This is a genomic window from Pseudomonas sp. 14P5.3.2, from assembly GCF_057799175.1.
Window position 1 is genome coordinate 120,438 of sequence record NZ_JBYOKU010000007.1, and the last position, 23,694, is coordinate 144,131.

At 59.0% G+C, this 23,694-nt stretch carries 24 protein-coding genes; 13 read left to right on the plus strand and 11 right to left on the minus strand.

The window, feature by feature from the left end; all coding sequences use genetic code 11:
- Positions 1 to 136: 136 nt before the first annotated feature.
- Positions 137 to 970, minus strand: a complete 834-nt coding sequence (gene cysQ / locus AC27VU_RS08040; RefSeq protein ID WP_488723864.1) for a 3'(2'),5'-bisphosphate nucleotidase CysQ — start codon at positions 968 to 970, stop codon at positions 137 to 139.
- Positions 971 to 975: 5 nt separating this feature from the next.
- Positions 976 to 1,542 carry an ADP compounds hydrolase NudE gene (gene nudE, locus AC27VU_RS08045; protein WP_003220680.1) on the minus strand — a complete coding sequence of 189 codons (567 nt, stop codon included), beginning with the start codon at positions 1,540 to 1,542 and terminating at the stop codon, positions 976 to 978.
- 88 nt (positions 1,543 to 1,630) lie between these two features.
- On the opposite strand from nudE, the gene yrfG reads away from it, so the two are divergent.
- Positions 1,631 to 2,293 (plus strand): GMP/IMP nucleotidase, encoded by a 663-nt coding sequence (gene yrfG / locus AC27VU_RS08050; protein ID WP_488723833.1) that lies wholly within the window; start codon positions 1,631 to 1,633, stop codon positions 2,291 to 2,293.
- 112 nt (positions 2,294 to 2,405) lie between these two features.
- Here the strand turns inward: yrfG and lysM are convergent, their stop codons facing one another.
- A complete protein-coding gene (gene lysM / locus AC27VU_RS08055; RefSeq protein ID WP_473018600.1) occupies positions 2,406 to 2,846 on the minus strand; it encodes a peptidoglycan-binding protein LysM in 441 nt (146 codons plus the stop codon).
- Positions 2,847 to 3,034: 188 nt separating this feature from the next.
- Here lysM and fdhD point away from each other — a divergent pair, with 188 nt between their 5' ends.
- The 3 genes from fdhD to AC27VU_RS08070 all read left to right on the plus strand — a co-directional run bounded on the left by fdhD (position 3,035) and on the right by AC27VU_RS08070 (position 7,030).
- Positions 3,035 to 3,874: a formate dehydrogenase accessory sulfurtransferase FdhD gene (gene fdhD, locus AC27VU_RS08060; protein WP_488723834.1), complete on the plus strand. Its 840-nt coding sequence runs from the start codon at positions 3,035 to 3,037 to the stop codon at positions 3,872 to 3,874.
- On the plus strand, positions 3,871 to 6,219 hold the full coding sequence (locus AC27VU_RS08065; protein WP_488723835.1) for an FdhF/YdeP family oxidoreductase: 2,349 nt from the start codon (positions 3,871 to 3,873) through the stop codon (positions 6,217 to 6,219). The genes fdhD and AC27VU_RS08065 overlap by 4 nt, the downstream gene beginning before the upstream one ends.
- A 328-nt stretch (positions 6,220 to 6,547) precedes the next feature.
- Positions 6,548 to 7,030: a glycine zipper domain-containing protein gene (locus tag AC27VU_RS08070; protein WP_003220670.1), complete on the plus strand. Its 483-nt coding sequence runs from the start codon at positions 6,548 to 6,550 to the stop codon at positions 7,028 to 7,030.
- Between the two features lie 101 nt (positions 7,031 to 7,131).
- On the opposite strand, the gene AC27VU_RS08075 is transcribed toward AC27VU_RS08070, so the two are convergent.
- From AC27VU_RS08075 to AC27VU_RS08090, 4 genes are all read right to left on the minus strand, one after another.
- Positions 7,132 to 7,566: an acyl-CoA thioesterase gene (locus AC27VU_RS08075; protein WP_488723836.1), complete on the minus strand. Its 435-nt coding sequence runs from the start codon at positions 7,564 to 7,566 to the stop codon at positions 7,132 to 7,134.
- Positions 7,567 to 7,596: 30 nt separating this feature from the next.
- Positions 7,597 to 8,820, minus strand: a complete 1,224-nt coding sequence (locus AC27VU_RS08080) for a 3-hydroxyacyl-CoA dehydrogenase (RefSeq protein WP_003220666.1) — start codon at positions 8,818 to 8,820, stop codon at positions 7,597 to 7,599.
- A 227-nt stretch (positions 8,821 to 9,047) separates the two neighbouring features.
- Entirely contained in the window at positions 9,048 to 10,982 is a 1,935-nt protein-coding gene (locus tag AC27VU_RS08085; protein ID WP_488723837.1) for a RecQ family ATP-dependent DNA helicase, read from the minus strand.
- Between the two features lie 183 nt (positions 10,983 to 11,165).
- Positions 11,166 to 11,669, minus strand: a complete 504-nt coding sequence (locus tag AC27VU_RS08090) for a polysaccharide deacetylase (protein WP_488723838.1) — start codon at positions 11,667 to 11,669, stop codon at positions 11,166 to 11,168.
- 302 nt (positions 11,670 to 11,971) lie between these two features.
- On the opposite strand from AC27VU_RS08090, the gene AC27VU_RS08095 reads away from it, so the two are divergent.
- The 6 genes from AC27VU_RS08095 (at position 11,972) to AC27VU_RS08120 (ending at position 16,411) form a co-directional block, all read left to right on the plus strand.
- Complete coding sequence (locus tag AC27VU_RS08095; protein WP_003220660.1) at positions 11,972 to 12,247, plus strand: hypothetical protein; 276 nt, start codon at positions 11,972 to 11,974, stop codon at positions 12,245 to 12,247.
- 92 nt (positions 12,248 to 12,339) lie between these two features.
- A complete protein-coding gene (locus AC27VU_RS08100) occupies positions 12,340 to 13,482 on the plus strand; it encodes a hypothetical protein (RefSeq protein ID WP_488723839.1) in 1,143 nt (380 codons plus the stop codon).
- Between the two features lie 347 nt (positions 13,483 to 13,829).
- On the plus strand, positions 13,830 to 14,129 hold the full coding sequence (locus AC27VU_RS08105; protein WP_488723840.1) for a hypothetical protein: 300 nt from the start codon (positions 13,830 to 13,832) through the stop codon (positions 14,127 to 14,129).
- Between the two features lie 188 nt (positions 14,130 to 14,317).
- The gene (locus AC27VU_RS08110; protein WP_400498785.1) at positions 14,318 to 14,479 is read left to right on the plus strand and encodes a YhfG family protein; all 162 of its coding nucleotides are present in this window, start codon (positions 14,318 to 14,320) and stop codon (positions 14,477 to 14,479) included.
- Positions 14,480 to 14,657: 178 nt separating this feature from the next.
- Positions 14,658 to 15,149 carry a helix-turn-helix domain-containing protein gene (locus AC27VU_RS08115; protein ID WP_045122694.1) on the plus strand — a complete coding sequence of 164 codons (492 nt, stop codon included), beginning with the start codon at positions 14,658 to 14,660 and terminating at the stop codon, positions 15,147 to 15,149.
- A complete protein-coding gene (locus AC27VU_RS08120) occupies positions 15,146 to 16,411 on the plus strand; it encodes a type II toxin-antitoxin system HipA family toxin (RefSeq protein WP_488723841.1) in 1,266 nt (421 codons plus the stop codon). Before AC27VU_RS08115 ends, AC27VU_RS08120 begins: the two co-directional genes overlap by 4 nt.
- A 55-nt stretch (positions 16,412 to 16,466) precedes the next feature.
- On the opposite strand, the gene AC27VU_RS08125 is transcribed toward AC27VU_RS08120, so the two are convergent.
- Together AC27VU_RS08125 and hslO are read right to left on the minus strand one after the other, a co-directional pair.
- Positions 16,467 to 18,008 (minus strand): phosphoenolpyruvate carboxykinase, encoded by a 1,542-nt coding sequence (locus tag AC27VU_RS08125; protein ID WP_103485309.1) that lies wholly within the window; start codon positions 18,006 to 18,008, stop codon positions 16,467 to 16,469.
- A 181-nt stretch (positions 18,009 to 18,189) separates the two neighbouring features.
- Complete coding sequence (gene hslO, locus AC27VU_RS08130) at positions 18,190 to 19,092, minus strand: Hsp33 family molecular chaperone HslO (RefSeq protein ID WP_103485310.1); 903 nt, start codon at positions 19,090 to 19,092, stop codon at positions 18,190 to 18,192.
- Between the two features lie 105 nt (positions 19,093 to 19,197).
- Between hslO and AC27VU_RS08135 the strand changes: the two genes are divergently transcribed.
- Complete coding sequence (locus AC27VU_RS08135) at positions 19,198 to 20,001, plus strand: phosphatase PAP2 family protein (protein ID WP_103485311.1); 804 nt, start codon at positions 19,198 to 19,200, stop codon at positions 19,999 to 20,001.
- Positions 20,002 to 20,168: 167 nt separating this feature from the next.
- Here the strand turns inward: AC27VU_RS08135 and AC27VU_RS08140 are convergent, their stop codons facing one another.
- Positions 20,169 to 20,573, minus strand: a complete 405-nt coding sequence (locus tag AC27VU_RS08140; RefSeq protein ID WP_003220645.1) for an RNA-binding S4 domain-containing protein — start codon at positions 20,571 to 20,573, stop codon at positions 20,169 to 20,171.
- A gap of 216 nt (positions 20,574 to 20,789) precedes the next feature.
- Between AC27VU_RS08140 and rimB the strand changes: the two genes are divergently transcribed.
- Both rimB and rimK read left to right on the plus strand, forming a co-directional pair.
- The gene (rimB, locus tag AC27VU_RS08145) at positions 20,790 to 21,269 is read left to right on the plus strand and encodes a retropepsin-like aspartic endopeptidase RimB (RefSeq protein WP_003220644.1); all 480 of its coding nucleotides are present in this window, start codon (positions 20,790 to 20,792) and stop codon (positions 21,267 to 21,269) included.
- Positions 21,266 to 22,171: a 30S ribosomal protein S6--L-glutamate ligase gene (gene rimK, locus AC27VU_RS08150; RefSeq protein WP_003220641.1), complete on the plus strand. Its 906-nt coding sequence runs from the start codon at positions 21,266 to 21,268 to the stop codon at positions 22,169 to 22,171. Before rimB ends, rimK begins: the two co-directional genes overlap by 4 nt.
- Positions 22,172 to 22,300: 129 nt before the next feature.
- On the opposite strand, the gene AC27VU_RS08155 is transcribed toward rimK, so the two are convergent.
- Positions 22,301 to 23,614 (minus strand): ATP-binding protein, encoded by a 1,314-nt coding sequence (locus AC27VU_RS08155; RefSeq protein ID WP_003220639.1) that lies wholly within the window; start codon positions 23,612 to 23,614, stop codon positions 22,301 to 22,303.
- Positions 23,615 to 23,694 lie beyond the last annotated feature (80 nt).

A 23,694-nucleotide genomic window follows, 5' to 3' on the forward strand; every position in this document is an offset into this window, starting at 1 on the left:
ATCGACCTGAAAGATCGGCAGCGATTATGGATTCAGTAGAACTGGCTCAAGTCGGTGAACCTCACCAGCATCCCCCAATCGGCCCCCTCTCCCTCCGGGAGAGGGCTGGGGTGAGGGGAATCGAGAATCCACCCACTTACCCCCGAGCCAGTTCCAGCAATCTGGACCGCCAAGCCGCCTTTGCCGGCAGCGCCAGAAAGAATTCATTGAGCAGCGACTCCCGCGCCGGATAACAGAACGCTTCGCCCTGCAGATCCACCACCTCACCGCCCGCACCTTCGAGCACACCCTGTGCTGCCGCGGTATCCCACTGCGAAGTCGGCGCCAGTCGCGGATAGCAATCCGCTGCCCCTTCAGCCAACAGACAGAATTTCAACGAACTGCCGATATTCGTCAGTTGCAGCTCGCCCAGGCTGGCGCTCAAACCAGCGAGCAGGCGCTCCTGCTCCGGACTGGAATGCCGACGGCTCGCCACCACGGTGAACGCTTCACCAGCGGCGAGTACGTCACGCACCTGAATCGCCACCGGCGAGCCACCTTTATCCCCACGCCACGCGCCGAGCCCCGCACCGCCGACATAGAAACGCCCATTGGTTGGCATCGACACCACGCCAAACACCACCCGACCGTTTTCGATCAGCGCGATGTTGACGGTGAATTCTTCACTGCCACTGATGAACTCCTTGGTGCCATCCAGCGGGTCCACCAGCCACCAGCGCTGCCACCCGGCACGCATGCTCTGCGGGATGTCGGCATCTTCTTCGGACAGAATCGGAATACTGGAGTCCAGCGCGGTCAGCCCAGCAACGATCACATGGTGCGCAGCGATGTCCGCCGCCGTCACCGGTGAGTCATCGGACTTGGCCGTAACCGCCACGTCAGCGCGCCAGAACGGCAGGATCGCCTCGCCGGCCTGCAATGCCAGCTCAACCACTGGCGCCATCAACGGATGGGGAAAACTCATCGACATCTCACTCATGACTGAAAAAACCCGCGCTGCGTCAGCAGATCACGCGCCAGATACAACGCCGCCAAGGCACGGCCTTCGGTAAATTGCGGGTTCTGCGCCAGCGCCGCCAGTTCACTCAGGTTGACCTTGTCGACACGCATCGGCTCGGGTTCGTCGCCCTCCAGACGCTCCTCGTAAAGGTCGGTGGCCAGCACCACCTGAATCTTCTGGCTCATGTAACCGGGCGACAGTGACAACTCGGTCAGATGTTCCAGCTGGCGCGCGCCGTAACCGGCCTCTTCCTTGAGCTCGCGCTCAGCGGCTGCCAGCACATCCTCGCCCGGCTCGATCAAGCCTTTGGGCAGGGACAGTTCGTACTCGTCGGTGCCGCCGCAGTATTCCTCGACCAGCACCGCATGTTCGCTATCGAGCATTGCCACAATCATCACCGCGCCATAGCCTGCGCCTTTGCCGACCAGACGCTCATAGGTGCGTTCCACGCCATTGGAAAAACGCAGCTTCAGTTCTTCGACGCAGAACAGACGACTGGTGGCGACGATCTCGCGGGCGAGTACAGTGGGTTTCTGGCGCATGCAAAGCTCCTTGGCGTGAACGCGCTACTATAACGCGGCTTTCCCGATTGTTTGTGTCGGATATCTTTCTACCGCTCGAGACGTTGCCATGCCTTCTTTACCGTGGTCTGACATCGATACCGTCCTGCTGGACATGGACGGTACGCTGCTGGATCTGCACTTCGACAACCATTTCTGGCTGGAACACCTGCCGCAACGCTACGCCGAATTGCACGGTGTGAGCCGGGCCATGGCCGACATGGAACTGCAGCCGCTGTTCGAGCGCCATGCCGGGCAACTGCAGTGGTACTGCCTGGATTTCTGGAGTGCCGAACTCAAGCTCTCGGTGCGTGAACTGAAACTGGAAACCGCGCACCTGATCGCGCTGCGCCCGGATGCCGATACCTTTCTGCACGCGCTAAAACAGGCCGGCAAGCGGGTGATCATGATCACCAACGCCCACCGGGACTCGCTGTCGCTGAAACTGGAACGGATCGAACTGGCGCCGTATTTCGAACGGCTGATCAGCTCCCACGATTACGGTTATCCCAAGGAGAACCCGCAGTTCTGGGATGCCTTGCAGGCGGATATCGATTTTGATCCGGCGCGCAGTCTGTTCATCGACGATACGTTGCCGATTCTGCGTAGTGCACGGGATTTCGGTGTTGCACATCTGCTGGCGGTGAAAGAGCCGGACAGCCGCAAGGGGCCGAAGGACACGGCCGAGTTTGCGGCGGTTGAAGACTACCGCGATTTGATTCGGGGACTCTAGCAACACCACTGTGGCGAGGGAGCTTGCTCCCGATGGGCCGCGAAGCGGCCCCAAATGTTCACGACTGCTGCGCAGCCGAACGGGAGCAAGCTCCCTCGCCACAGCGTGGTTATTACTTCGGAATACGGAGCTTCTGCCCTGGATAAATCTTGTTCACATCCTTGAGCATCGGTTTGTTGGCGTCGAAGATTTTCTGGTACTGGTTGGCGTTGCCGTAAACCCGCAGGGAGATCGCACTGAGCGTGTCACCTGCCTTCACCTCGACAAATTCCGCTGCCACCACTACCGGCCCCGTAACGGTAATCTGGTCATCAACACTGCCAACCCCGGCAATATTGCCCAGAGCCAGAAGAATTTTTTCTTTCTCCTCCTGACTCGCGACTTCACCCTTAACCGTGACCTTGTCGCCATCCACCGTCGCCTGAACATTTGGATCGCCCAGACCGACCTTGTCGATATGTTCCTTCAACTGCTCGCTGGCATTGGCATTACCTGGGGTCAGCAGGTCGATCAGCTTTTCACCGGCCTCTTTCACAAAGCTCAACAGACTCATAGCGCACACTCCTTGATTTGGGTTCCAGACGTCCAAGCCTAGACCACACCAGACCAGCCCGGTTCCGGGCCGACCAATGACCCGGCAGCCGCTTGATCGACGCCATCTATCAATAGATCGACAGTACCGATTAGACGCGACAAGTTGCCGCGCCTAGTCTTAGCGTTGATCAATCCGTCGGTGATGCCATGAACGCCAAGCGCCCAACTTGCGCGGCGCCTGCACTCGAAACGCCCGCGCCCGCCGCCAGCCAGACCTACAGCTACAGCGATCTGTCCCTTGTGGAATCGGCCAGCACCGCGCTCGCCGAGGAAGTTGCGTTGGCGATCGCCTACAACGGCATCAGTCAGGCGGTGATGCTGGTGACGCCGACGGATCTGGAAGATTTCATCGTCGGTTTCAGCCTCGGCAGCGGCATCATCGAAGACGCCGGCGACATTTATGACCTGCAACTGACCGGCGCGGGCTCGGCGCAATACGCGCAGGTGACCATCGCCAACCGCGCGTTCTGGAACCTCAAGCAACAGCGCCGACAACTGGCCGGCACCAGCGGTTGCGGCCTGTGTGGCGTTGAAGCCGTCGAGCAAGCCTTGCCCGATCTGCAAGTTCTGCCCGGCGCACCGCTGCCGCCAGCCGTGTGGCTCGACGGTCTGCGCCAGCGCATAGGGGGGTTCCAGCCCCTCGGCCAGCATTGTGGCGCGGTACACGCGGCGGTGTTCATGAACGCCAGTGGTGAACTGTTGCTGGGCCGTGAAGACATCGGCCGGCACAACGCCCTCGACAAACTGATCGGCGGCCTGATCCGCCAGAAGATTTCCACAGAAGGCGGTCTGGCGATTGTCACCAGCCGTTGCAGTCTCGAATTGATCCAGAAAGTTTTACGCGCCGGCATCCAGACTCTGGTCAGCCTGTCCGCGCCCACGGGCCTTGCCGTGCAATGGGCCCGTCGCCACAACCTCAATCTCATCCACCTGCCGCAGAAGAATGCGCCGCGGGTCTACAGCCCAGCGATGGAGAATCAAGCGTGAGCCAACATCATCAAGCCGACCAGAAACCTGTCCCGCGCTACAAACCTTACAAAGGTGCAGCCGGCGGCTGGGGTGCGCTGATCAGCGTGGCCCAAGCCTGGTTGACCAGCGACAACGCGCTGAAAAACCTGCGCATGATGCTCAAGACCAACCAGAACGGCGGCTTCGACTGCCCGGGCTGCGCCTGGGGCGATTCGCCGGAAAGCGGCATGGTCAAGTTCTGCGAGAACGGCGCCAAAGCGGTGAACTGGGAAGCGACCAAGCGCCGGGTGGACAGCAAGTTCTTCGCCAAACACAGCGTGACCTCGTTGCTGGAGCAGAGCGACTACTGGCTCGAATATCAGGGTCGCCTGACCGAGCCGATGGTCTACGACGCCGAGACCGACCGCTACAAGCCCATCGCGTGGGACGATGCCTTCGCCTTGATCGGCAAACACCTGCAAGCACTGTCGAGCCCCGACCAGGCCGAGTTCTACACCTCGGGCCGTGCCAGCAACGAAGCGGCGTATCTCTATCAGCTGTTCGTGCGCGCCTACGGCACCAACAACTTCCCGGACTGCTCGAACATGTGCCACGAGGCCAGCGGTGTGGCATTGGCCCAGAGTGTTGGCGTCGGCAAAGGCACCGTGACCTTCGACGACTTCGAACATGCCGACGCGATTTTCGTCTGGGGCCAGAACCCCGGCACCAACCACCCACGGATGCTCGAACCGCTGCGTGAAGCGGTGAAGCGCGGCGCGCAAGTGGTGTGCATCAACCCGCTCAAGGAGCGTGGTCTGGAACGCTTCCAGCACCCGCAGCACCCGATCGAAATGCTCACCAACGGCGACAAGCCGACCAACACCGCGTATTTCCGTCCGGCATTGGGCGGCGACATGGCGGTGCTGCGCGGCATGGCCAAGTTCCTCCTGCAGTGGGAGCGCGATGCGCAGAAGGCCGGCACGCCGGCAGTGTTCGATCATGACTTCCTCAATGCGCACAGCGCCAACGTGCTGGAGTATCTGGGCGTGGTCGATGACACGCCGTGGGAGCAGATCGTCGCGCAGTCCGGCCTGACTCTGGTGGAGATCGAGCAAGCGGCGCGCATGTACGCCAAAGGCAAGAACGTGATCATGTGCTGGGCGATGGGTATCACTCAGCATCGCCATTCGGTGCCGACCATCCAGGAAATCGCCAACCTGATGTTGCTGCGCGGCAACGTCGGCAAGCCGGGCGCCGGCCTGTGTCCGGTGCGCGGTCACAGTAACGTGCAGGGCGACCGCACCATGGGCATCAACGAGCGTCCGCCGGTGGCGTTCCTCGATTCTCTTGAGCGGCGCTTCCAGTTCAAGGTGCCGCGTGACAACGGGCACAACGTGGTCGAGGCGATTCATGCGATGGCCGAGGGCCGGGCCAAGGTCTTCATCGGTCTGGGCGGCAACTTCGCCCAGGCAACCCCGGACAGCCCACGTACCTTTGCGGCGCTGAGCAATTGCGACCTGACTGTGCAGATCAGCACCAAACTCAACCGCAGTCACCTGGCCCACGGTAAAGACGCTTTGATCCTGCCGTGCCTGGGCCGTACTGACATCGACATCCAGACCGAAGGCCCGCAAGCGGTCACCGTGGAAGACTCGTTCAGCATGGTTCACGCCTCCAACGGTCAGTTGCAGCCGCTGTCGAACCAGATGCGTTCGGAACCGGCGATCATCGCCGGCATCGCCGCCGCCACGCTGGGCAGCAAACCGGTGGACTGGAACTGGCTGGTGGCCGATTACCGGCGTATCCGCGACCTGATCGCCGATACCATTCCGGGCTTCAAGGACTTCAACGAGAAGGTCAAGAACCCGGGCGGTTTCTACCTCGGCAACAGCGCTGGCGCGCGCAAGTGGAACACCCCGTCGGGCCGGGCCAATTTCCGCGCGAACCTGTTGCCGAAAGATCTGGTGCATGAACGCACCCGCGCCACCGGACAACTGCCAGACCTGATCCTGCAATCGATGCGCTCCCACGATCAGTACAACACCACGATCTATGGCCTCGACGACCGTTACCGTGGGGTCAAGGGCCAGCGCGATGTGTTGTTCGCCAACGAGGCCGACATCATTCGTCTGGGCTTCCGCCCGGGACAGAAGGCCGACATCGTGTCGCTGTGGGACGATGGCCGTGAGCGTCGGGTCAAGGGTTTTACCTTGCTGGCGTTTGATATTCCGGCGGGTCAGGCAGCGGCTTACTACCCGGAAGTGAATCCGCTGGTGCCGCTGGAAAGCACCGGGGATGGCAGCCATACGCCGACATCGAAGTTCATTGCGATTCGCCTTGAAGCGGCGAGTGAGACGGGGTTGATCATGGCCAAGTCCGCGTAATGCGGCGCCTGGACTGACCCCTTCGCGAGCAAGCCCGCTCCCACATTTGAAATGCATTTCAATATGGGAGCGGGCTTGCTCGCGAAAGCGGTGGCTCATTCAACAAAATCCTTTGTACCCTGCACCTTTCAAACGCCCACAAAAAAGGCCGCTTTTTCACAAAAGCGGCCTGTCCGAAGTAGCTAAAGACCGGCAAAAATCGCTTAAGTTCCGCATAAAAAACAGTAACTTGCAGAATTGTATACAAGTCGTGTTATTCGTCGGAATTCGATTGTCAGCCTTGTTACACCACTTCAGGATCGCGCCGTCATCCCTTTGAGGCTCCTCTATGAAGTTCTCCTCGATTCTCTTGTTGTCCCTTGGCCTGGTCAGTGGTTTTGCATCTGCTGGAGGCACCACCGAAGCAGGTGTGGGCGGCGCATTGGGCGGGGTTCTTGGCTCGGTCGTCGGTCAGTCTTTAGGCGGCAGCACAGGTTCAACCATTGGCGCAGCCCTGGGCGGCGCGGGTGGTAGCGCGGTCGGCGCCAACAAACACAGCCGTGGCGAAGCGGCCATTGGCGGTGCGTTGGGCGCAGCCGGCGGTAACGTGGTTGGTCGCAGCATGGGCGGCACCACGGGCAGCCTGATCGGCGCCGCAGCAGGTGGCGGTGCCGGTGGCGCGCTGGGCAATTACATGGGCAACAAGAGCAATGAAGACGATCGTCGTTACGATCGTGGTCGCGACGACCGTCGCTACTACCGCGACGACCACCGCGGTCGCGGCCATGCCTACGGCCATCGCAAGCATCATCGGTATTACAACCACCGCTGATTGCCAAGCCTTGCGGGCAACGGATCAAAAGATCGCAGCCTGCGGCAGTTCCTACAGTCGAACCCTGTAGGAGCTGCCGCAGGCTGCGATCTCTTTTGCGTTTAGCAAACCAGCAAACGTTCCAGCGCCTGGCGCAACTGGCCGGGAATCGGCACCGGTTGATTGCTCGCCCGATCCACAAACACATGGACGAAACGTCCCGCCGCACACGCCTCGCTTTCGCCAGCCTTGAACACCGCCAGTTCATATTGCACCGAACTGTTGCCCAGCTTGCCGAGCCGCAGACCGACCTCGATCTGATCCGGGAACGCGATCGAGGCGAAATAATCGCAAGATGAACTCACGACGAACCCCACTACCTCGCCATCGTGGATATCCAGGCCACCGACCTGAATCAAGTAAGTGTTCACCGCGGTATCGAAAAAGCTGTAGTAGGTAACGTTGTTGATGTGTCCATAAGCATCGTTGTCGTGCCAGCGGGTGGTGATCGGCTGGAAATGCGGGTAATCGGTGCGTTGCGGCATGGTGCTGGACATCGGTGTCGATTCCTTGAGTTTCTGCCCAGTCTAAAGGTAAAAACCTTTCCCTCGCGCCGCCAACTCGCCAATCAGTGGCGCCGGCCGCCATTGATCGCCCTGTCGCGTCTCCAGCGCCAGCAAGCGCTTGTGAATGTCTGCCAGCCCCTGATCGTCCGCCCAGGCCATCGGGCCGCCTCTGTCCGCCGGGAAGCCGTAGCCATTGAGGTACACCAGATCGATGTCATGGGCCGATTCGGCAATGCCTTCCTGCAGAATTTTCGCGCCCTCGTTGACCAGCGCCAGAAGACACCGCTCGAGGATTTCCTCGGACCCAATCTCCCGGCGCTGAAAGCCGAGGCCTTCGCTGACGCTCAATATCAGCGCATCGACCTCGGGATCATGTTCGGCCTGACGACTGCCCGGCTCATAATGGTAATAACCGTTGCCGGATTTCTGCCCGAAGCGGCCCAACTCGCACAAGCGGTTGTCGACCTGAACCTCCGGCGCATCCTGGCCCTTGCCGGCCAATTCGCGCGCACGCCATTCCAGATCAATGCCAACCACGTCGTACATGCGGAACGGTCCCATCGCGAAACCGAAGCCCTGCAACGCCGCATCGACCTGCTGTGGATAAGCGCCTTCGAGCAGCATCTTGCGCGCCTCCAACACGTACGGATGCAACATGCGATTGCCGATAAACCCGTGGCAATTACCCGATATCACACTGACCTTGCCCATACGTTTGCCGAGCGCCAGTGCCGCTTCCAGCACGGCCGGAGAAGTCTGCGCCCCACGAACGATTTCCAGCAGCTTCATGATGTGCGCCGGGCTGAAGAAATGCAGGCCGAGTACTTGCGACGGACGCTTTGTTACAGCGGCAATCGCGTCGATATCCAGCGCCGATGTGTTGCTCGCCAACAACGCCGCAGGCTTGAGCACGCTGTCCAGTTCACGAAAGATCTTCTGCTTGAGCTCAAGATTTTCGTACACCGCTTCAATCACCAGATCGACATTGCGGATCGCCGCATAATCCGCCGCTGCGCGAACTCGGCCGATCCGCGCATCCGCTTCGGCCTGATCAATCCGGCCCTGGCGCACATTGTGTGCATAAGTGTCGGCCACCGTGCCCAACGCCTGTTCAAGCATCTGTGGATTGTTATCGACCCACTGCACGGCAATGCCGGCATTCGCCAGGCACATGACGATGCCACGGCCCATGGTGCCCGCGCCGATCACGGCAGCTTGCTGAATATCGAACGATGTCTGGCTCATGTTGTTCTCTTGTTGGCGATCCGAAGACAGCCTTCACCATAGTCAGGCACCGGGCATTTTTGAAGTTTATTACCGTGATGAGCGACATTCAGCGCATGGATGAGGCCGTCAGGGCACCGCACTTCCCCTGTGGGAGCGGGCTTGCTCGCGAAAACGGAGTGTCATGCATGGATATTTCAACTGACATGACGCCTTCGCGAGCAAGCCCGCTCCCACAGGGTTTGTACTTACTCGGGCAGATGATTGTCAGCCCAACTGCGGACTTGCGCATACGGATACTCCTCCAGCGCCGCATACCCCGAGATCGTTCGCGCCTTCAACCTGGTAAACAACGGCACACTGATCCCGCACAGAAACCGCGTCAGGCGCTCCGCCGTCGGCACACTGCCGGTGTGCTGTTCGTGCCTGTGGATAAAATCACCGCACAGCGCCGCGAAGTTTTTATCCACAAGCGCTGGCAACTCGGGAGGGGCCGGAAGTCGTGCGACATCACCGTGGCACACCGAACAGTGCCCGCAGCGCTCGGGTGCGTTGTGGTCGCCGAAGTATTCGGCCAGGCGATAACCCAGGCAGCGCTCAGTGCCGAACAGTTCGAGCATGGCGTGAATCCGCGCGATTTCAGTCTGCTCATGCCGGGTGAAACAGGCATGCAACTCAGCGCTCAACACAGCGCTGTCGAAATCACTGTGCAGCACGTTGTAGACCTCGGTCATCTGCTTGCTTTCAAGCTCGACCCAGCCCTTCTCCTGAAAGTAATCCAGCGCCTTCACCACCCGATTGCGCTCAGCTGAAAACTGCGTGTACATCGCCTCGAAATTCACCGTCGCCCAGGTGCGTGCACGGCTGGAGGTCTGGATGATGGCCGCGACAAAATCCCTGCGCTCTCCCTCGAAACGCTCAAGTAACGCTTCCGGCTCCAGCAGGTATTTGAAACGGTACTCGGCGTAATAGGCATATCGCGGAGCAATCAGGCCGCGCAGCTCCATTTGCACCAACAACGTCTTCAGCGGCAGCGTGCGAATGTTGCTCTGATCCGCCAACGGCCCGAGCAGAAATTCCCACTGCCCTTCAGGTGCAGCAGCCTGCATTTCCTCCAGCACACAACGAATCCCCTCGCGCTCCGGGGTATCGCCGTAGACGAAGTTTTCCAGCACGTTGAGGCTGTCGCGGTTGGCCAACACCAGACAATCCGATGGCTGCCCGTCACGCCCGGCGCGACCGATTTCCTGACTGTAGTTCTCGATGGATTTCGGCAGGTCGAAATGCACTACGTTGCGGATGTCGCTCTTGTCGATGCCCATGCCGAACGCAATGGTCGCGACAATGCAATTGGACTGCCCGGCCATGAAGCGCTTCTGAATCGCCTCGCGCTGATCGTTGGGCAACCCGGCGTGATAAGCCTCGGCCTGTATGCCGTTGCGCCCCAGATGTTCAGCGATGTGCTCGGCGGTTTTCTGCAACGTGACGTAGACGATGCTCGGCTGGCCCGGACGCTCGCTCATCCACTCCACCAGACGTCGGCGTTTGTCCTGGCCGCGCACCGGCTCCACCAGCAGATTGAGATTGGGTCGGTAGAAACCGGTGGTCACCACATCCGCTTCGGCGATGGCGAATTTGGTCTGCATGTCGGCGATGACCTTCGGCGTCGCCGTAGCGGTCAGCAGCAGCGTTTGCGGGATGTTGAACTGGCGTTGATAGTCCGGCAGTTTCAGGTAGTCGGGGCGGAAGTTGTGGCCCCATTCCGAGATGCAGTGCGCCTCGTCAATCACCAGCAGCGAGATCGGCACCTGCTGCAAAAAGTTGCGAAAACGCTCGTTCTTCAGGCGCTCCACCGAGATCATCAGGATCTTCAATTCACCCGAACGGGCGCGGGCCATCACATCATTGGCGTCATCGCGGCTTTGTGCCGAATCGATGCTGCCGGCACTGATGCCGTGGCGCTTGAGGAATGCCAGTTGATCCTGCATCAACGCCAACAATGGCGAGACCACCAGGGTCAGATGTGGCAGCAACAGAGCCGGCACTTGATAGCACAGCGACTTGCCAGACCCGGTGGGGAAAATCGCTGCCGCCGAGCGCCCGGCCAGTACCGCGCTGATCGCGGCTTCCTGCCCGGGTCGAAACTGTGGATAACCGAAAACCTGTTCCAGGGTGTTGTGCATGCGCTGTCACTCCGTTGACCGCTGTGATGCCAACAGCCTAGCGGGCGATCGCAGCGAGTCGAGAAAAGGCCGGGGGTCAATTCAATACGGGATGATACAGCCAATGGCGCAAACACCTCGGTCCCCTGTGGGAGCGAACCCGTTCGCGAAGAGGCCCTGCCGAACAACACCAAAACAAACCATTCAGGGCCGCAAAACCGCCACTCGCAGTTGCTCGTTCAAAATCTGCTCATGCACGCCCTGGCTCTTGCTTGCCCACAACGCATGAGCCGGGCTGATGTCACCCGTGAAGGCCGCCGCCAACTGCCGCAGCTCCGCGACACTGCGCACGCGCGGGCAGAACGGCTGTCCGTCACAGTCCTGACTGGCGTTGCGATAGGTACTCAGCAAACGCTCCCACCACCCATCACGCACCTGTCTGATCGACTTGAACTGCACATGCGGCACTCCCAGCCGCTGCTCAAGACCTGCCTCGTCCAGCGCTTCGCTGGCGAGCAGGGCTTTACCGAACATCAACACCTCGGCACGCGAGGCGGTATCGATACTGGTCTGGCTAGAGAGCGCATCGGGCCAACCGGTGCGTTCAAGGTCGGCAAACATCCAGCCGTTACCGACGTCCGACGCCAGGGCCAAACGGCAACCACTGGCCCACAGCAATAAAATCGAGGCCAAACGTAGCCACTGCATACCTAATTCCCTTTAAGTGCGTATCGGACGCTTGGAAACGCCCTACAGATTCTGGCGCGCACCATACAGACGTTTGCCAAGAAACGCCTGTGAATCCTGTGGGAAATTTCAGCGCTAGGGGTTTCACCTCGAAAAAGCCGCAAAACCTTGTAGGGCATATGCCCGATCCTCGGAAAAACCCCTACGAACTCTGTCCATCGCGGCGCTCTTGTGAGTGCTCGTCACGCACTTCTATAGTGGCCGGCGCGACTGACCACTGAATCAGCCCCGCCCAAGTGCCTTTGTAAAGGACAAGCCTGACCATGATTACCCGCTATCGCCCCTTGAAGACTTGCTACAACGAAAATCCCGTGTTGGTCATCGATACTCACTCCAGCCATCGCGATCTGCTTGATGCCGCTGACCAGCGACTGCGTGCCGCCAGCGATCTGCTGGAAACCCTTTACTGTTTATGTTTCAAACAGGCCGACGTGAAAGATATACCTAACATCGTCAATGCTCTTTATTTATTAGTGCAGGATGGCTGTGACTTGCTCGAAGTAGCAAAACATAAACCCCAACAACCAGACCCACACTGAAAACAACTAAAATCTAGAAACAACAGAATGCTTTAATAAACAACCAAAATAGAACTAAGTTGTTGACTCTTACTTTCACCGAGAGCAACACAATGACTGTTTTAACTATCTTTTTTTGCGGCACTGGTTCCAATAAATTCGACGTCGCCCACGAAAACTTCTGGAACGGCGAACTGATTTCCACCTTGGCTGCCAATCATACGGGTCACGAGTTTGCCGAGTGGATCGTGGTCGATGGCCCCGGCAGCGGCAACATGCAGGCCGACGATCTATTCACCAAGACCAAGGAATACGGCATGAGCGGCACCTTGTTCGGCAAGGGCTGGGAAGAAAACGTGTTGCACGCGCTCAATATCATCAAGGGCAAGTGCGACTGGCAACGCGAGCAACTGACTGAAGCCGAATACAATCGCCTGAAGGCTGCCGGCATTCCGATTGAAGATGTAAAAGCCGAGGGTTCGTGGTTTTGGCGCAAATATAATTACGGTAATCGCAGCATTACCCAGCAGCAATTACAGGAAGGAATCATCAAAACCCACCGCAAGGATGGTGTTATTCCTACTCAAGTCAATCTCGTCGGTTGGAGCCGAGGCGGCATCAGTTGCCATATGTTGGCCAATGCAATGTTCAAGGACAGTTTGCTGAAAAACATCCCGGTCAATATCTTTGCGCTTGATCCCGTGCCAGGCATTGGTAACTTTCAGGAAGAGCGCGTCAAACTCGCGGGCAATGTCAAAGAGTATGTAGCGTTCTATGCTCGTGACGAACGCTCCAAAGGTTTCAGCTGCGTCATCCCACAGACCGCTACCGGCACTAAAACCTACATCTATCCTATGGCTGGCCGCCACGCCACCATGGCCGGCAATGCCACCAGCAGCGGCGGCGTCCCGACCGGCGCCAGCGATCTGAAAGCGCTGTCCGAGCCCGGACGCATCGTGCGCCACCTCGCTGAAACCTGCCTCAAACGCTGGGGCGTACGACTGCAAAAAACGTTGAATCTGACCCAGGCCGATCTGGAAAACCTCACCAACGGCATCGCACGCGATGAAGCCAAATACAAATTGATGCACAAACTTTCCTACACCTACTTCACCGAGCTGGACCAAGGCGAGCGCTACGTTTCGCTGGGCAGCAAAGGTGTACCGTTCACCAGCGTGAAAGGCGAGATCTACAAGCCGGCGACCGGCCTGGCAACCAGCTTGCTGGATACTTCGGCATATCAGCATTTACGTTGAAAAACGATGAAAGACCGGTAGGAACGTCCGATGAGATCTTCATCCCGTTCCTACAGGCCAAGACTCTTTGTCGCCTATCGCGGCTTGAGGGCACCTATCTATAGTCGTGACTGTCGCTGGCAAATCAGCGGCTCGGGCTTGGTCACCTGAATGGATCGTGCATACGCGTCCGCTGTATGCTGCCGGCACTCAATTGCCTGCAGTTTTATGGTGGCTGTGTTTGGGACACCTACGGGTGTGCCGGGTCTGTGCACGATCCTCACCGGTTGACCAACCCGAACACAGTCGCCTCCTGTCGCTTGGTCACGATGTGGTGGCTTCACTTGAAGCATTTGAGGATCAACAAAATGAAAACATGGAATCAATTAGCCGCTGATCGCTACCGCTCACTCGAATCCAACCTCACCGACACCAAGCCCCTGATCATCGACACAGAGGCCAACCCGCAAGACATCCTCGAATGCGCCGTCCAACGCTTGCGCGCCTCCAGCGACCTGCTGAAAACCCTCTACTGCCTCAGCTTCAAACAAGCCGACGTCGAAGACATTCCCCACATCACCCACGCCCTGTTTCTGCTTACGCAGGATGGCTGTGACCTGCTGCAGGTCGCGCAGCAGCAGATGCTCGGCTGGAAAGCACCGGCCTGAGATTGACAATGTTCGGATCGCTCTGCCGCCTCACCTGAGAGCGATCAATAAAAACGTGATCAAACATTGGAGCAACCATGAGCGAGTTTTTTGATGCACTGATGGAAAGCGTTCAGGAAATGGACGAGATCTTGCACGCGCAGCGCTGCAACTCGCCCCTTGCTCCGAAAATATCTGAAAAGAACACGCTGACTTTTCAGCAGAAACAAGCCTATTACGACAAGGTATACCGCTCGAATTATCTCGCCAGTTTACGCATTGAAGGCTTTGAAACGGTGCCTGCCGATGCGGCTGAATCATTGCCTGTTCGGCAGCAAATCCTTGATCGATACCGTCACAACACTAGCTGACCCCAGAGAGTGACCTGCGGCGCTTAAGTGGCATTATTCTGGCTGTTTACATGAAAAAAATCTTGAATAATGGCAGTTAACAGGAGCCGTTATTGCCGACTCCACGCCAAGAGGCAACCTTCTACTTAAGTGCTATTATTCTGGCAGTTAAAGAAAAAAAATGAAGGAATACTGCCACATGGCCAAGAAAACAGCGCCACTTCTGCCCGCCTCCGCTCGACTGCTGTCGGAATTTGGCGAACGGCTGAAGCTGGCTCGTCTGCGCCGCAAGCTGACGGCAAAGCAGGTCGCTGAACGGTCAGGCATGTCGCTGACCACCTTGCGCAATCTGGAGTCAGGCGAATCAGGAGTAACCATCGGCGCTTATCTGTCGGTCATGCAGGTGCTGGGCCTGGAAAAGGATCTGAATCAGCTTGCCGCGACCGATGAAATGGGCCGACAGCTACAGGATGCTCAGTTAATGCCTGCATCAAGATCTCCAATCAAAAAGCCACAGCGAGTACGCGGAGTCAGCGCGTTAAAAAAAGCTGCATCCGATCACAGCGAGACTTCAAGCGTCATCGATGCCGCTACTACAACAAAACTTCCGGACGATTTTCCAATCAACACGCACACTCTCTCCAATCTGTTGAAGAAGAAAAAGCCAGGCTCCACGACAGGTGAAAAATGACGCTGATCGCTGTTTATGCAGATTGGGAATCGTTGAACGGCGCCAGGCGTCTCGGCTTCCTGCATGCCCGTAAGACACGCAACACCAACGTATTCGAGTTTGAATACGATCCCGTAGCGCTGGCCGACCCCGAGTTAAGCTTCACACAGCTGGACCCACGAATCGGACTTTTTCAAGGACGTCAGTTTCCTGGTCAACATCAGACTCGTTTTGGCGTCTTCGCTGACTCAAGCCCAGATCGTTGGGGCCAACTGCTAATGAAGCGGCGCCTGGAGAGGGATATCCGCGACGGTTTGATTCCCAAGGGCAGCAAGCTATTCGAGTCTGACTATCTCCTTGGCGTGCATGACCAGTTCCGCGTCGGCGCCATCCGCTACAAGCTCAACGACGAGGGTAATTTTCTCGACGATCGCGATGGCGTTGCTGCCCCACCCTTTGTTGAATTACGTGCGCTGGAACAGGCGAGTCTGGCCTTGGAAAACGACACGGACAACACCGCACTCGATGGCCGCGAATGGCTAAGAATGCTCATCGCGCCGGGTGGCTCACTGGGCGGCGCCAGACCAAAAGCCAGTGTGGTCGACGAGCATGGCCAACTGTGGATCGCCAAGTTTCCGAGTACGCGAGACGACTACGATGTAGGTGGCTGGGAAATGCTGGTGAACGCCTTGGCGGTCAACTGCGGGCTACGTGTCGCAACCGGCATGGCACGACGTTACGCGAGCGACCACCACTGTTTTCTGATCAAACGCTTCGACCGAACCGAACGCGGTGGGCGCCACCACTTCGCCTCAGCCATGACCCTGACCAACCGCACCGACGGCGACGACGCTTCAACAGGCGCCAGCTACCTTGAGTTGGCGGAAGTACTCATGGAACACGGTTCGGAGCCCAATGCAGACCTTCGCGAGTTATGGTCGAGAATCGTCTTCAACATCCTGGTATCCAACACCGACGACCACCTGCGTAATCACGGATTTATTCTGGATCCCGGTCGGGGATGGCGCTTGTCGGCAGCGTATGACATGAATCCCGTAGCGCATGCAGATGGGTTGAAGCTGAACATCACTGATGCTGACAACGCGTTGGATCTGGAGCTGGCGAGGGAAGTGGCGGGGTATTTTCGAGTGAGCTCGATACATGCAGAAGAAATAATTGAGCACTTTAAATCCGAGATCAGCAACTGGCCGGAAGTAGCACGTGTATTGGGACTATCCAAGCGTGAACAGGACCTTATGGCAACAGCGTTTAGTCCCCTTTAATGCCCACAAAAAAGCCGCCCCTGGAGGCGGCTTTTTAGTTCACAACGAACCAATCTTACAAATTGGGACCCGCAGCCTTGATCGCGTCGCTCACTTCGAACTTCTTGAAGTTCTCGATGAACAGACCGGCCAGGGCCTTGGCCGCTTCGTCGTAGGCAGCCTTGTCAGCCCAGGTGTTGCGTGGGTTGAGCAGGTTGGTTTCAACACCCGGTACGGCCAGTGGCACGTCGAGGTTGATGGTGTCCAGGTGCTCGGTGGCGGCACCGATCAGCGCGCCGCTCTGGATCGCAGCGATCACCGCACGGGTGGTCGGGATGTTGAAGCGTTTGCCGACGCCGTAGCCGCCGCCGGTCCAGCCGGTGTTGACCAGGTAGACCTTGGAGCCGAAGCCGCGGATGCGCTTGATCAGCAGTTCTGCGTATTCGCCAGCCGGACGCGGGAAGAACGGCGCGCCGAAGCAGGTGGAGAAGGTCGACTTGATGCCGCTGCCCGAACCCATTTCAGTCGAGCCCACCAAAGCGGTGTAGCCGGACAGGAAGTGGTAGGCCGCTTGTTCTTCGTTGAGGATCGACACTGGCGGCAGCACGCCGGTCAGGTCGCAAGTCAGGAAGATTACAGCGTTTGGCTCGCCGCCCAGGTTCTGCTCGGAACGCTTGGCAACGTGCTCCAGCGGGTAGGCCGCGCGGCTGTTCTGGGTCAGGCTGACATCGGTGTAGTCGGCGTGTTTGGCGTCGTCGATGACCACGTTTTCCAGCACCGCGCCGTGTTTGATGGCTTTCCAGATGACCGGCTCGTTCTTCTCGGACAAGTCGATGCACTTGGCGTAGCAGCCACCTTCGATATTGAAGACAACGCCTTCGCCCCAGCCGTGTTCGTCGTCACCGATCAGGTAACGGCTTTCGTCGGCCGACAGGGTGGTTTTACCGGTGCCCGACAGACCGAAGAACAGGGTCACGTCGCCTTCTTCGCCGATGTTGGCAGCGCAGTGCATTGGCAGCACGTCAGCGGCCGGCAGCAGGAAGTTCTGCACGGAGAACATGGCTTTCTTCATCTCACCGGCGTAACGCATGCCGGCGATCAGCACTTTTTTCTGCGCGAAGTTGATGATCACGCAACCATCGGAGTTGGTGCCGTCACGCTCTGGTACGCACTCGAAGTTGGCCACGTTGAGCACCTGCCACTCGTCACGACCGGCCGGGTTGTACTGGGCCGGGTTGATGAACAGGCAACGACCGAACAGGTTCTGCCAGGCAGTCTGGGTGGTCATTTTCACGGCCAGGTAGTGATCTTCAGCCGCACCTACATGCACATGGGAAACAAAGTGCTCTTGCGCGTTGTTGAACGCCTCGACACGAGCCCACAGCGCGTCGAACTTGTCGGCCGGGAACTTGCGGTTGATCGGGCCCCAGGCGATAGCGGCCTGGGTGGAAGGCTCTTCAACGATGAAACGATCGACTGGCGAACGACCGGTACGGTGCCCGGTGCGAACGACCAGAGCGCCGGTATCGGCAAGCTCGCCCTCACCGCGTTGCAGGGCTTCTTTTACCAGATCATCAACACTCAGATCGGTGTACACGGCGTTATTGGCTTGCGTCATGAGGTTCCCCGTCGGCCAGTGGCCGAGTGTGCTCCAAACGTTTTGTAGTAGAAAGTCGTGCACTACTACCGCGAAAAAAGTGGGCCGGATTATGCCAGAAAAGCCCAAAAAGAGTAGGGTCCTCCCGTCGTAACGGCGAAATTCCGTCGTTACGCAGTGAATTTACCTGCGCTGAACCGTTTTAGTGCCGGGTATCTGACGGCGTGTCGACGCCTGCGCCAGCGAACAATTGAGCAATATCGGCCGCATCGAACAGGTAACGCTGGTTGCAGAACTGGCAATCGATCTCGATTTCGCCACCGCGTTCGGCCACCAGTGCCTGCGCGTCTTCCAGACCCAGACTGACCAACGCATTGCCCGAGCGTTCCCGCGAGCAGCTGCAACGGAAGCGCAGGTTCTGCACATCGAACAGGCGCACCTGCTCTTCGTGGTAGAGGCGATGCAGCACGGTTTCGTTGTCCAGGCTGAGCAATTCATCGGCGGTCAGGGTGCTGGCCAGCGCGGTGATGTGCTGCCAGCTGGCGGCGCGGTCTTCTTCGTCTTTCAGACGGTCGGCCGGCAGTTGCTGCAGCAGCATGCCACGGGCACGACGGCCGTCGGCGAACAGCTTGAAGCGCGTGCCGACCTGTTGCGACATGACGAAATAATTGGTGAAGCATTCCGACAGGGTTTCACCATCGAGGTCGACGATACCCTGGTAACGCTGGCCGATCGTCGGGTCGACGGTCAGGGTCAGGTCACCGCCCGGCATCAGGTCGGCAAGCGTGGCATCCGCCGCGATCTGCTCGGCGTTGTATCGCGCCAGACCACGGATCTCGCGCTCGCTGGAGCATTCGATCATCAGCAGCGGAATCGGGCCTTCGGAGCGCGCCTGAAGAATCAGCAAGCCGTCGAACTTCAGGGTGCCCACCAGCAACGAAGCGGCCGCCATCAGTTCGCCCAGCAACTGCGCGACCGGCTCCGGGTACGGGTGCTTGGCGAGGACTTCGGCGTAACTGCGTTCCAGCGCCACCAGTTCGCCGCGAGTGTCGCTGTCATCGAAGATGAAGCGTTGGGTGTAGTCGGTATCCGGTAGGTCGGTCATAGGTCTGGGTATCTGAATTGATGACAAAAAGGTTACAAAAGATGAAAATCCCGCGCTTTCTTCGCACCTGTTTGGTGCAAAACGTTCAGCCACGGGAGGCATTTTATGAACAATCCGGGTTTGTTCCAATCAAGGTGGAACCTCGGCCGGCTGGTTCTGTGTAACGTAGTGCCATTAGCACTACTGGCTTTCTGGTTATGGCCTACGGGCCAGATGCTGTGTGTGATTTTCGACGAGTGGCTGTTTCGCTCACTCAATGCACCACTGGCCAGCAACCCCATATGGCTCCACATCTGGGCAATTGCAAGTCTGCGCCCGTTCGACATCGTTGTCGGACTGATTCTGCTGACGCTGCTGATCAAGGGCGACTGGGTGTTCAAGGCGATTGATGTGCGTCGCGCCTTCTTCGGTTTTTTTTCCATTCTGCTGTTGATGGTGGTGATCCGTGCGCTGTTTTCCAAATTCGCCGACTACATGGACTGGCAACACAACAGTCCGTCGATGGTGCTGGAAGGCGCGGTGCACCTGAGTGACTACTTCCCGCAACTGGAAAAAGCCTGGGAGCTGAAGGATCGCTCAAGCCAGAGCTTCCCCGGTGACCATGCTTCAGTGTTGCTGATCTGGGCGCTGTTCATGGGCGTGTTCAGCCGTACGGTCGGGCAGTTCCTGACGGTCTGGGGCCTGGCGCTGCTGTTCATGCTGCCGCGTCTGGTGGCCGGCGCGCATTGGGGGCAGGACGATTACATCGGCGGCCTGCTGCTGGCGGTGTGGGCGTTGGGCTGGGGTTACTACACGCCGTTTGCCTGTCACGCGGCGAATTTCTGGCTGAAGGTAACAGCGCCGATTTTCGCTTTGCTGGGCAAGCTGCCGGTGGTTTCGCGGATGAGTGTGGTGTCTGCCGCAAACTGACAGTTGTGTGAAGACCTGTGGCGAGGGAGCTTGCTCCCGCTCGGCTGCGTAGCAGTCGCTTTACCCGTCGATGCAGTTGTATTTTGAAATACGTGCTCGCCTGTACAGGGCGTCCTTCGGCCGCCAGCGGGAGCAAGCTCCCTCGCCACAAGTGTGTTCGTCGCACACTACTCGTTGCTGCTGCCACGAAACTTAAACAGATCCCGCCGCTGCTTCTTGCTCGGCTTGCCATCGGTGCTCACGCCCAACGCCCCGGCCTTGCGCATCGCCGCTGCCGCTTCACGTTTGGCAATACTCGCCTCGGTCTCGGTATACAGCGTCTGCGCCTCGGGTGCGCCGCGACGCACGATCGACAAGGCTTCGACCCTCACCGTGCGCTCTTCAAAACCGGTACGAATCTCGAATTCATCACCAATGCGTGGCTCTTTGCCAGGCTTGCAGCGGTCACCTCGGCAATGCACCTTGCCACTCTCGATGGCCGCTTTGGCCAGGGCCCGGGTTTTATAAAAGCGCGCCGCCCACAACCACTTGTCGAGACGGACCTTGTCGTCCTCTTCGCTTTTTTGTGCCATGGAATTTCCTCATTCTGAAATATTGATGAACTGTACTACCGTTTCTGTCGTGCCATGAATTACGCCGTCCCGGATTACAATGCGCAGCAGCCGACACCCGCTTGAGGCGTCGGCAATCCGGGCCGTAGATATCTGTCGCCTTTTAACCATTATTCTGCGTGAATACCGCGAATTCGGCCGTACGTGGCCCGAGCGGTTTCTGCCGGTTGAGTACCTTTGAAGACATTTGACCATTTGACCGTTGTCGGTCTGCGCGAGTGGGTGGCGCTCCCTGATCTGGGAGTCGCGGGCCTGCGGGCGAAAATCGACACCGGCGCCAGCACCTCCAGCCTGCATGCCACCGACATCGAGCCGTTCGAACGCGACGGCGAGAAGTGGGTGCGCTTCACCGCGCACCTGGGCACGGTGGTGCAGTTGCGTCACCGGCGCTGCGAAGCACCGCTGGTGACGCGCAAAACCATTAAAAGCTCCAACGGCCAGGCCCAGGTGCGCTATGTGATCAGCACCACCCTGGCCCTCGGTGATCGGGTCTGGGCAGTCGAGTTCACCCTCGCCTGCCGCAAGTCCATGCGATATCGCCTGTTGCTCGGTTCCAAAGCCCTGATTGATGGCCAGTTGGTGGTCAATCCGGGCATCAAGTATGTACAAGACAAGCCGGTGTTCCCGGTATCTACCTCCTCCACAGGTGTTGCATGAAGATCGCTGTGCTGTCGCGGAATCCGCGTCTGTATTCCACCCGTCGTCTGGTCGAAGCCGGCACCGAACGCGGGCATGAAATGGTAGTGGTCGACACCCTGCGCGCCTACATGAACATCGCCAGCCACAAGCCGCAGATCCACTATCGCGGCAAGCCGCTGGAAGGCTTCGACGCGGTGATCCCGCGGATCGGTGCGTCGGTGACGTTCTACGGTTGCGCCGTGTTGCGCCAGTTCGAAATGATGGGAGTGTTTCCGCTCAACGAGTCCGTAGCCATCGCCCGTTCGCGGGACAAACTGCGTTCGCTGCAACTGCTGTCGCGGCGCGGCATCGGCCTGCCGGTAACCGGCTTCGCCCACTCGCCGGATGACATTCCCGACTTGATCGACATGGTCAACGGCGCGCCGCTGGTGATCAAAGTGCTGGAAGGCACTCAGGGTATCGGCGTGGTGCTGTGCGAAACCGCGACCGCGGCCGAATCGGTGATCGAGGCGTTCATGGGTCTGAAGCAGAACATCATGGTCCAGGAATACATCAAGGAGGCCGGCGGTGCCGACATCCGCTGCTTCGTGGTCGGCGACAAGGTGATCGCGGCCATGAAACGTCAGGCCAAGCCGGGCGAGTTCCGCTCTAACCTGCACCGTGGCGGCAGCGCGAGCCTGATCAAGATCACCCCGGAAGAACGCATGACCGCGTTGCGTGCGGCCAAGGTCATGGGGCTGGCGGTGGCGGGTGTGGATATTCTGCGTTCGAACCACGGCCCGCTGGTGATGGAAGTGAACTCGTCGCCGGGCCTGGAAGGGATCGAGACCACCACCGGCAAGAACGTGGCGGGGATCATCATCGAACACCTTGAGAAGAATGGCGGGCCGAATATGACTCGGACCAAAGGCAAGGGTTAACCCGTCAGAAATGTGGTGGCTGGGCGGCTGCGTTCGCGAGCAAGCCCGCTCCCACATTTTGGCATGCGCTCCCCTGTGGAACGGGCTTGCTCGCGAAGGGGCCATCAGCCCCGCTGAATATCTCGGCTGTCAGACGGCATCTCGCGGCAACATCAACCCCAACGGCAATCGCACTCGCGCCTCCAGTCCGCCCCCGGAGCGGTTGCGCAACTCGACATTGCCGCCATGCATCGAAGCAATCCGCTTCACGATCGCCAGGCCCAACCCCGTACCTTTGCCGCCCCGGGCACGGTCGCCACGGGTGAACGGGTTGAAGATCGCTTCCAGCTCCGACGGATCGATCCCAGCGCCACGGTCCATCACGCTCAGCACCACGTACGGCGCGCTGGTATCGCCGGACACATAAGCCGCAACCTCGACGCCGCTGCCCGCGTGATTCAAGGCGTTGCCGATCAGGTTGTTCAGCAGGCGTTTCATCGACACCCGGCGCAGTGGAAACGGCTGGATCGGCTCCAGACGCAAGCGCACCTTCTCTTCGTTCTGGTTGTACGGTGCGGCCACCTCACGCACCAGATCGCTCAGGTCGACCTCCTCCACCGACTCGTCACGACCATCGCGAATGAACGCGAGGAACTGGTCGAGAATCGCGTCCATGTCTTCGATGTCGCGCACCATGTCGTCGGTCAAATCGTTGCGGTCGCCCATCAGCTCCAGCGACAGCCGCAAGCGGGTCAGCGGCGTGCGCAAGTCATGCGACACCCCCGCCAGCATCAGCTCACGCTCACGGCCGGCCTGCTCGACGTCTTCGGCCATCTGGTTGAAGGCGCGATACACCTCGGTCATCTCGCTGGGTGTATCGCTGATCGGCAGGCGCACGCTGCGACCCTGACCGAGTTGCCGCGCGGCATATACCAGACGTTTCAACGGCTGGTTGAGCTGGCTGACGAAAATCCATGCCGAGGCGGTGGACAGCAAACCGATGGCGAGGAACCAGCCGAGCACGTTCCAGATTTTCTGGCCGCGCAGCGGATGCGGGTACAGCGGCACTTTCAGCCAACCGTCGCCGAGGCTTGGCGCACGCACCCACAGCGCCGGCGGCGAGTGCATGCGCAAACGCACTTCGGTGTCGGCGCCCAGCTCCGCCTGCATCTGCCGCTGATAGATTTCACTGTACGGCCAGTGCTGCTCGCCCTCCGGCACCCCGGCGCCGACCACCCGGATCAGGGTCGCGGCATCGGCGATCTTCGCGCGGTTTTCTTCATCGGCCGCCCAATAGGCGCGCAGCGTCAGGGCGACGCCGTGGCTGTACTGACGATCCACCAGCACGTCCTCGTTCATCAACAGATAAACCAGGGTCAGTGCCTTGGAAAACAGCACGACGATGAGCACCAGCCAAAGGGTGCGGGAGAAAAAACTTTGGGGGAACCAGACGGGGGTTTTCATCGATAACCGTTAAACACTTGCAGGAGCGAGCAATGCTCGCATATTGCGGATTGCGAGTCTGCGTAGAGGGTCGATCAACC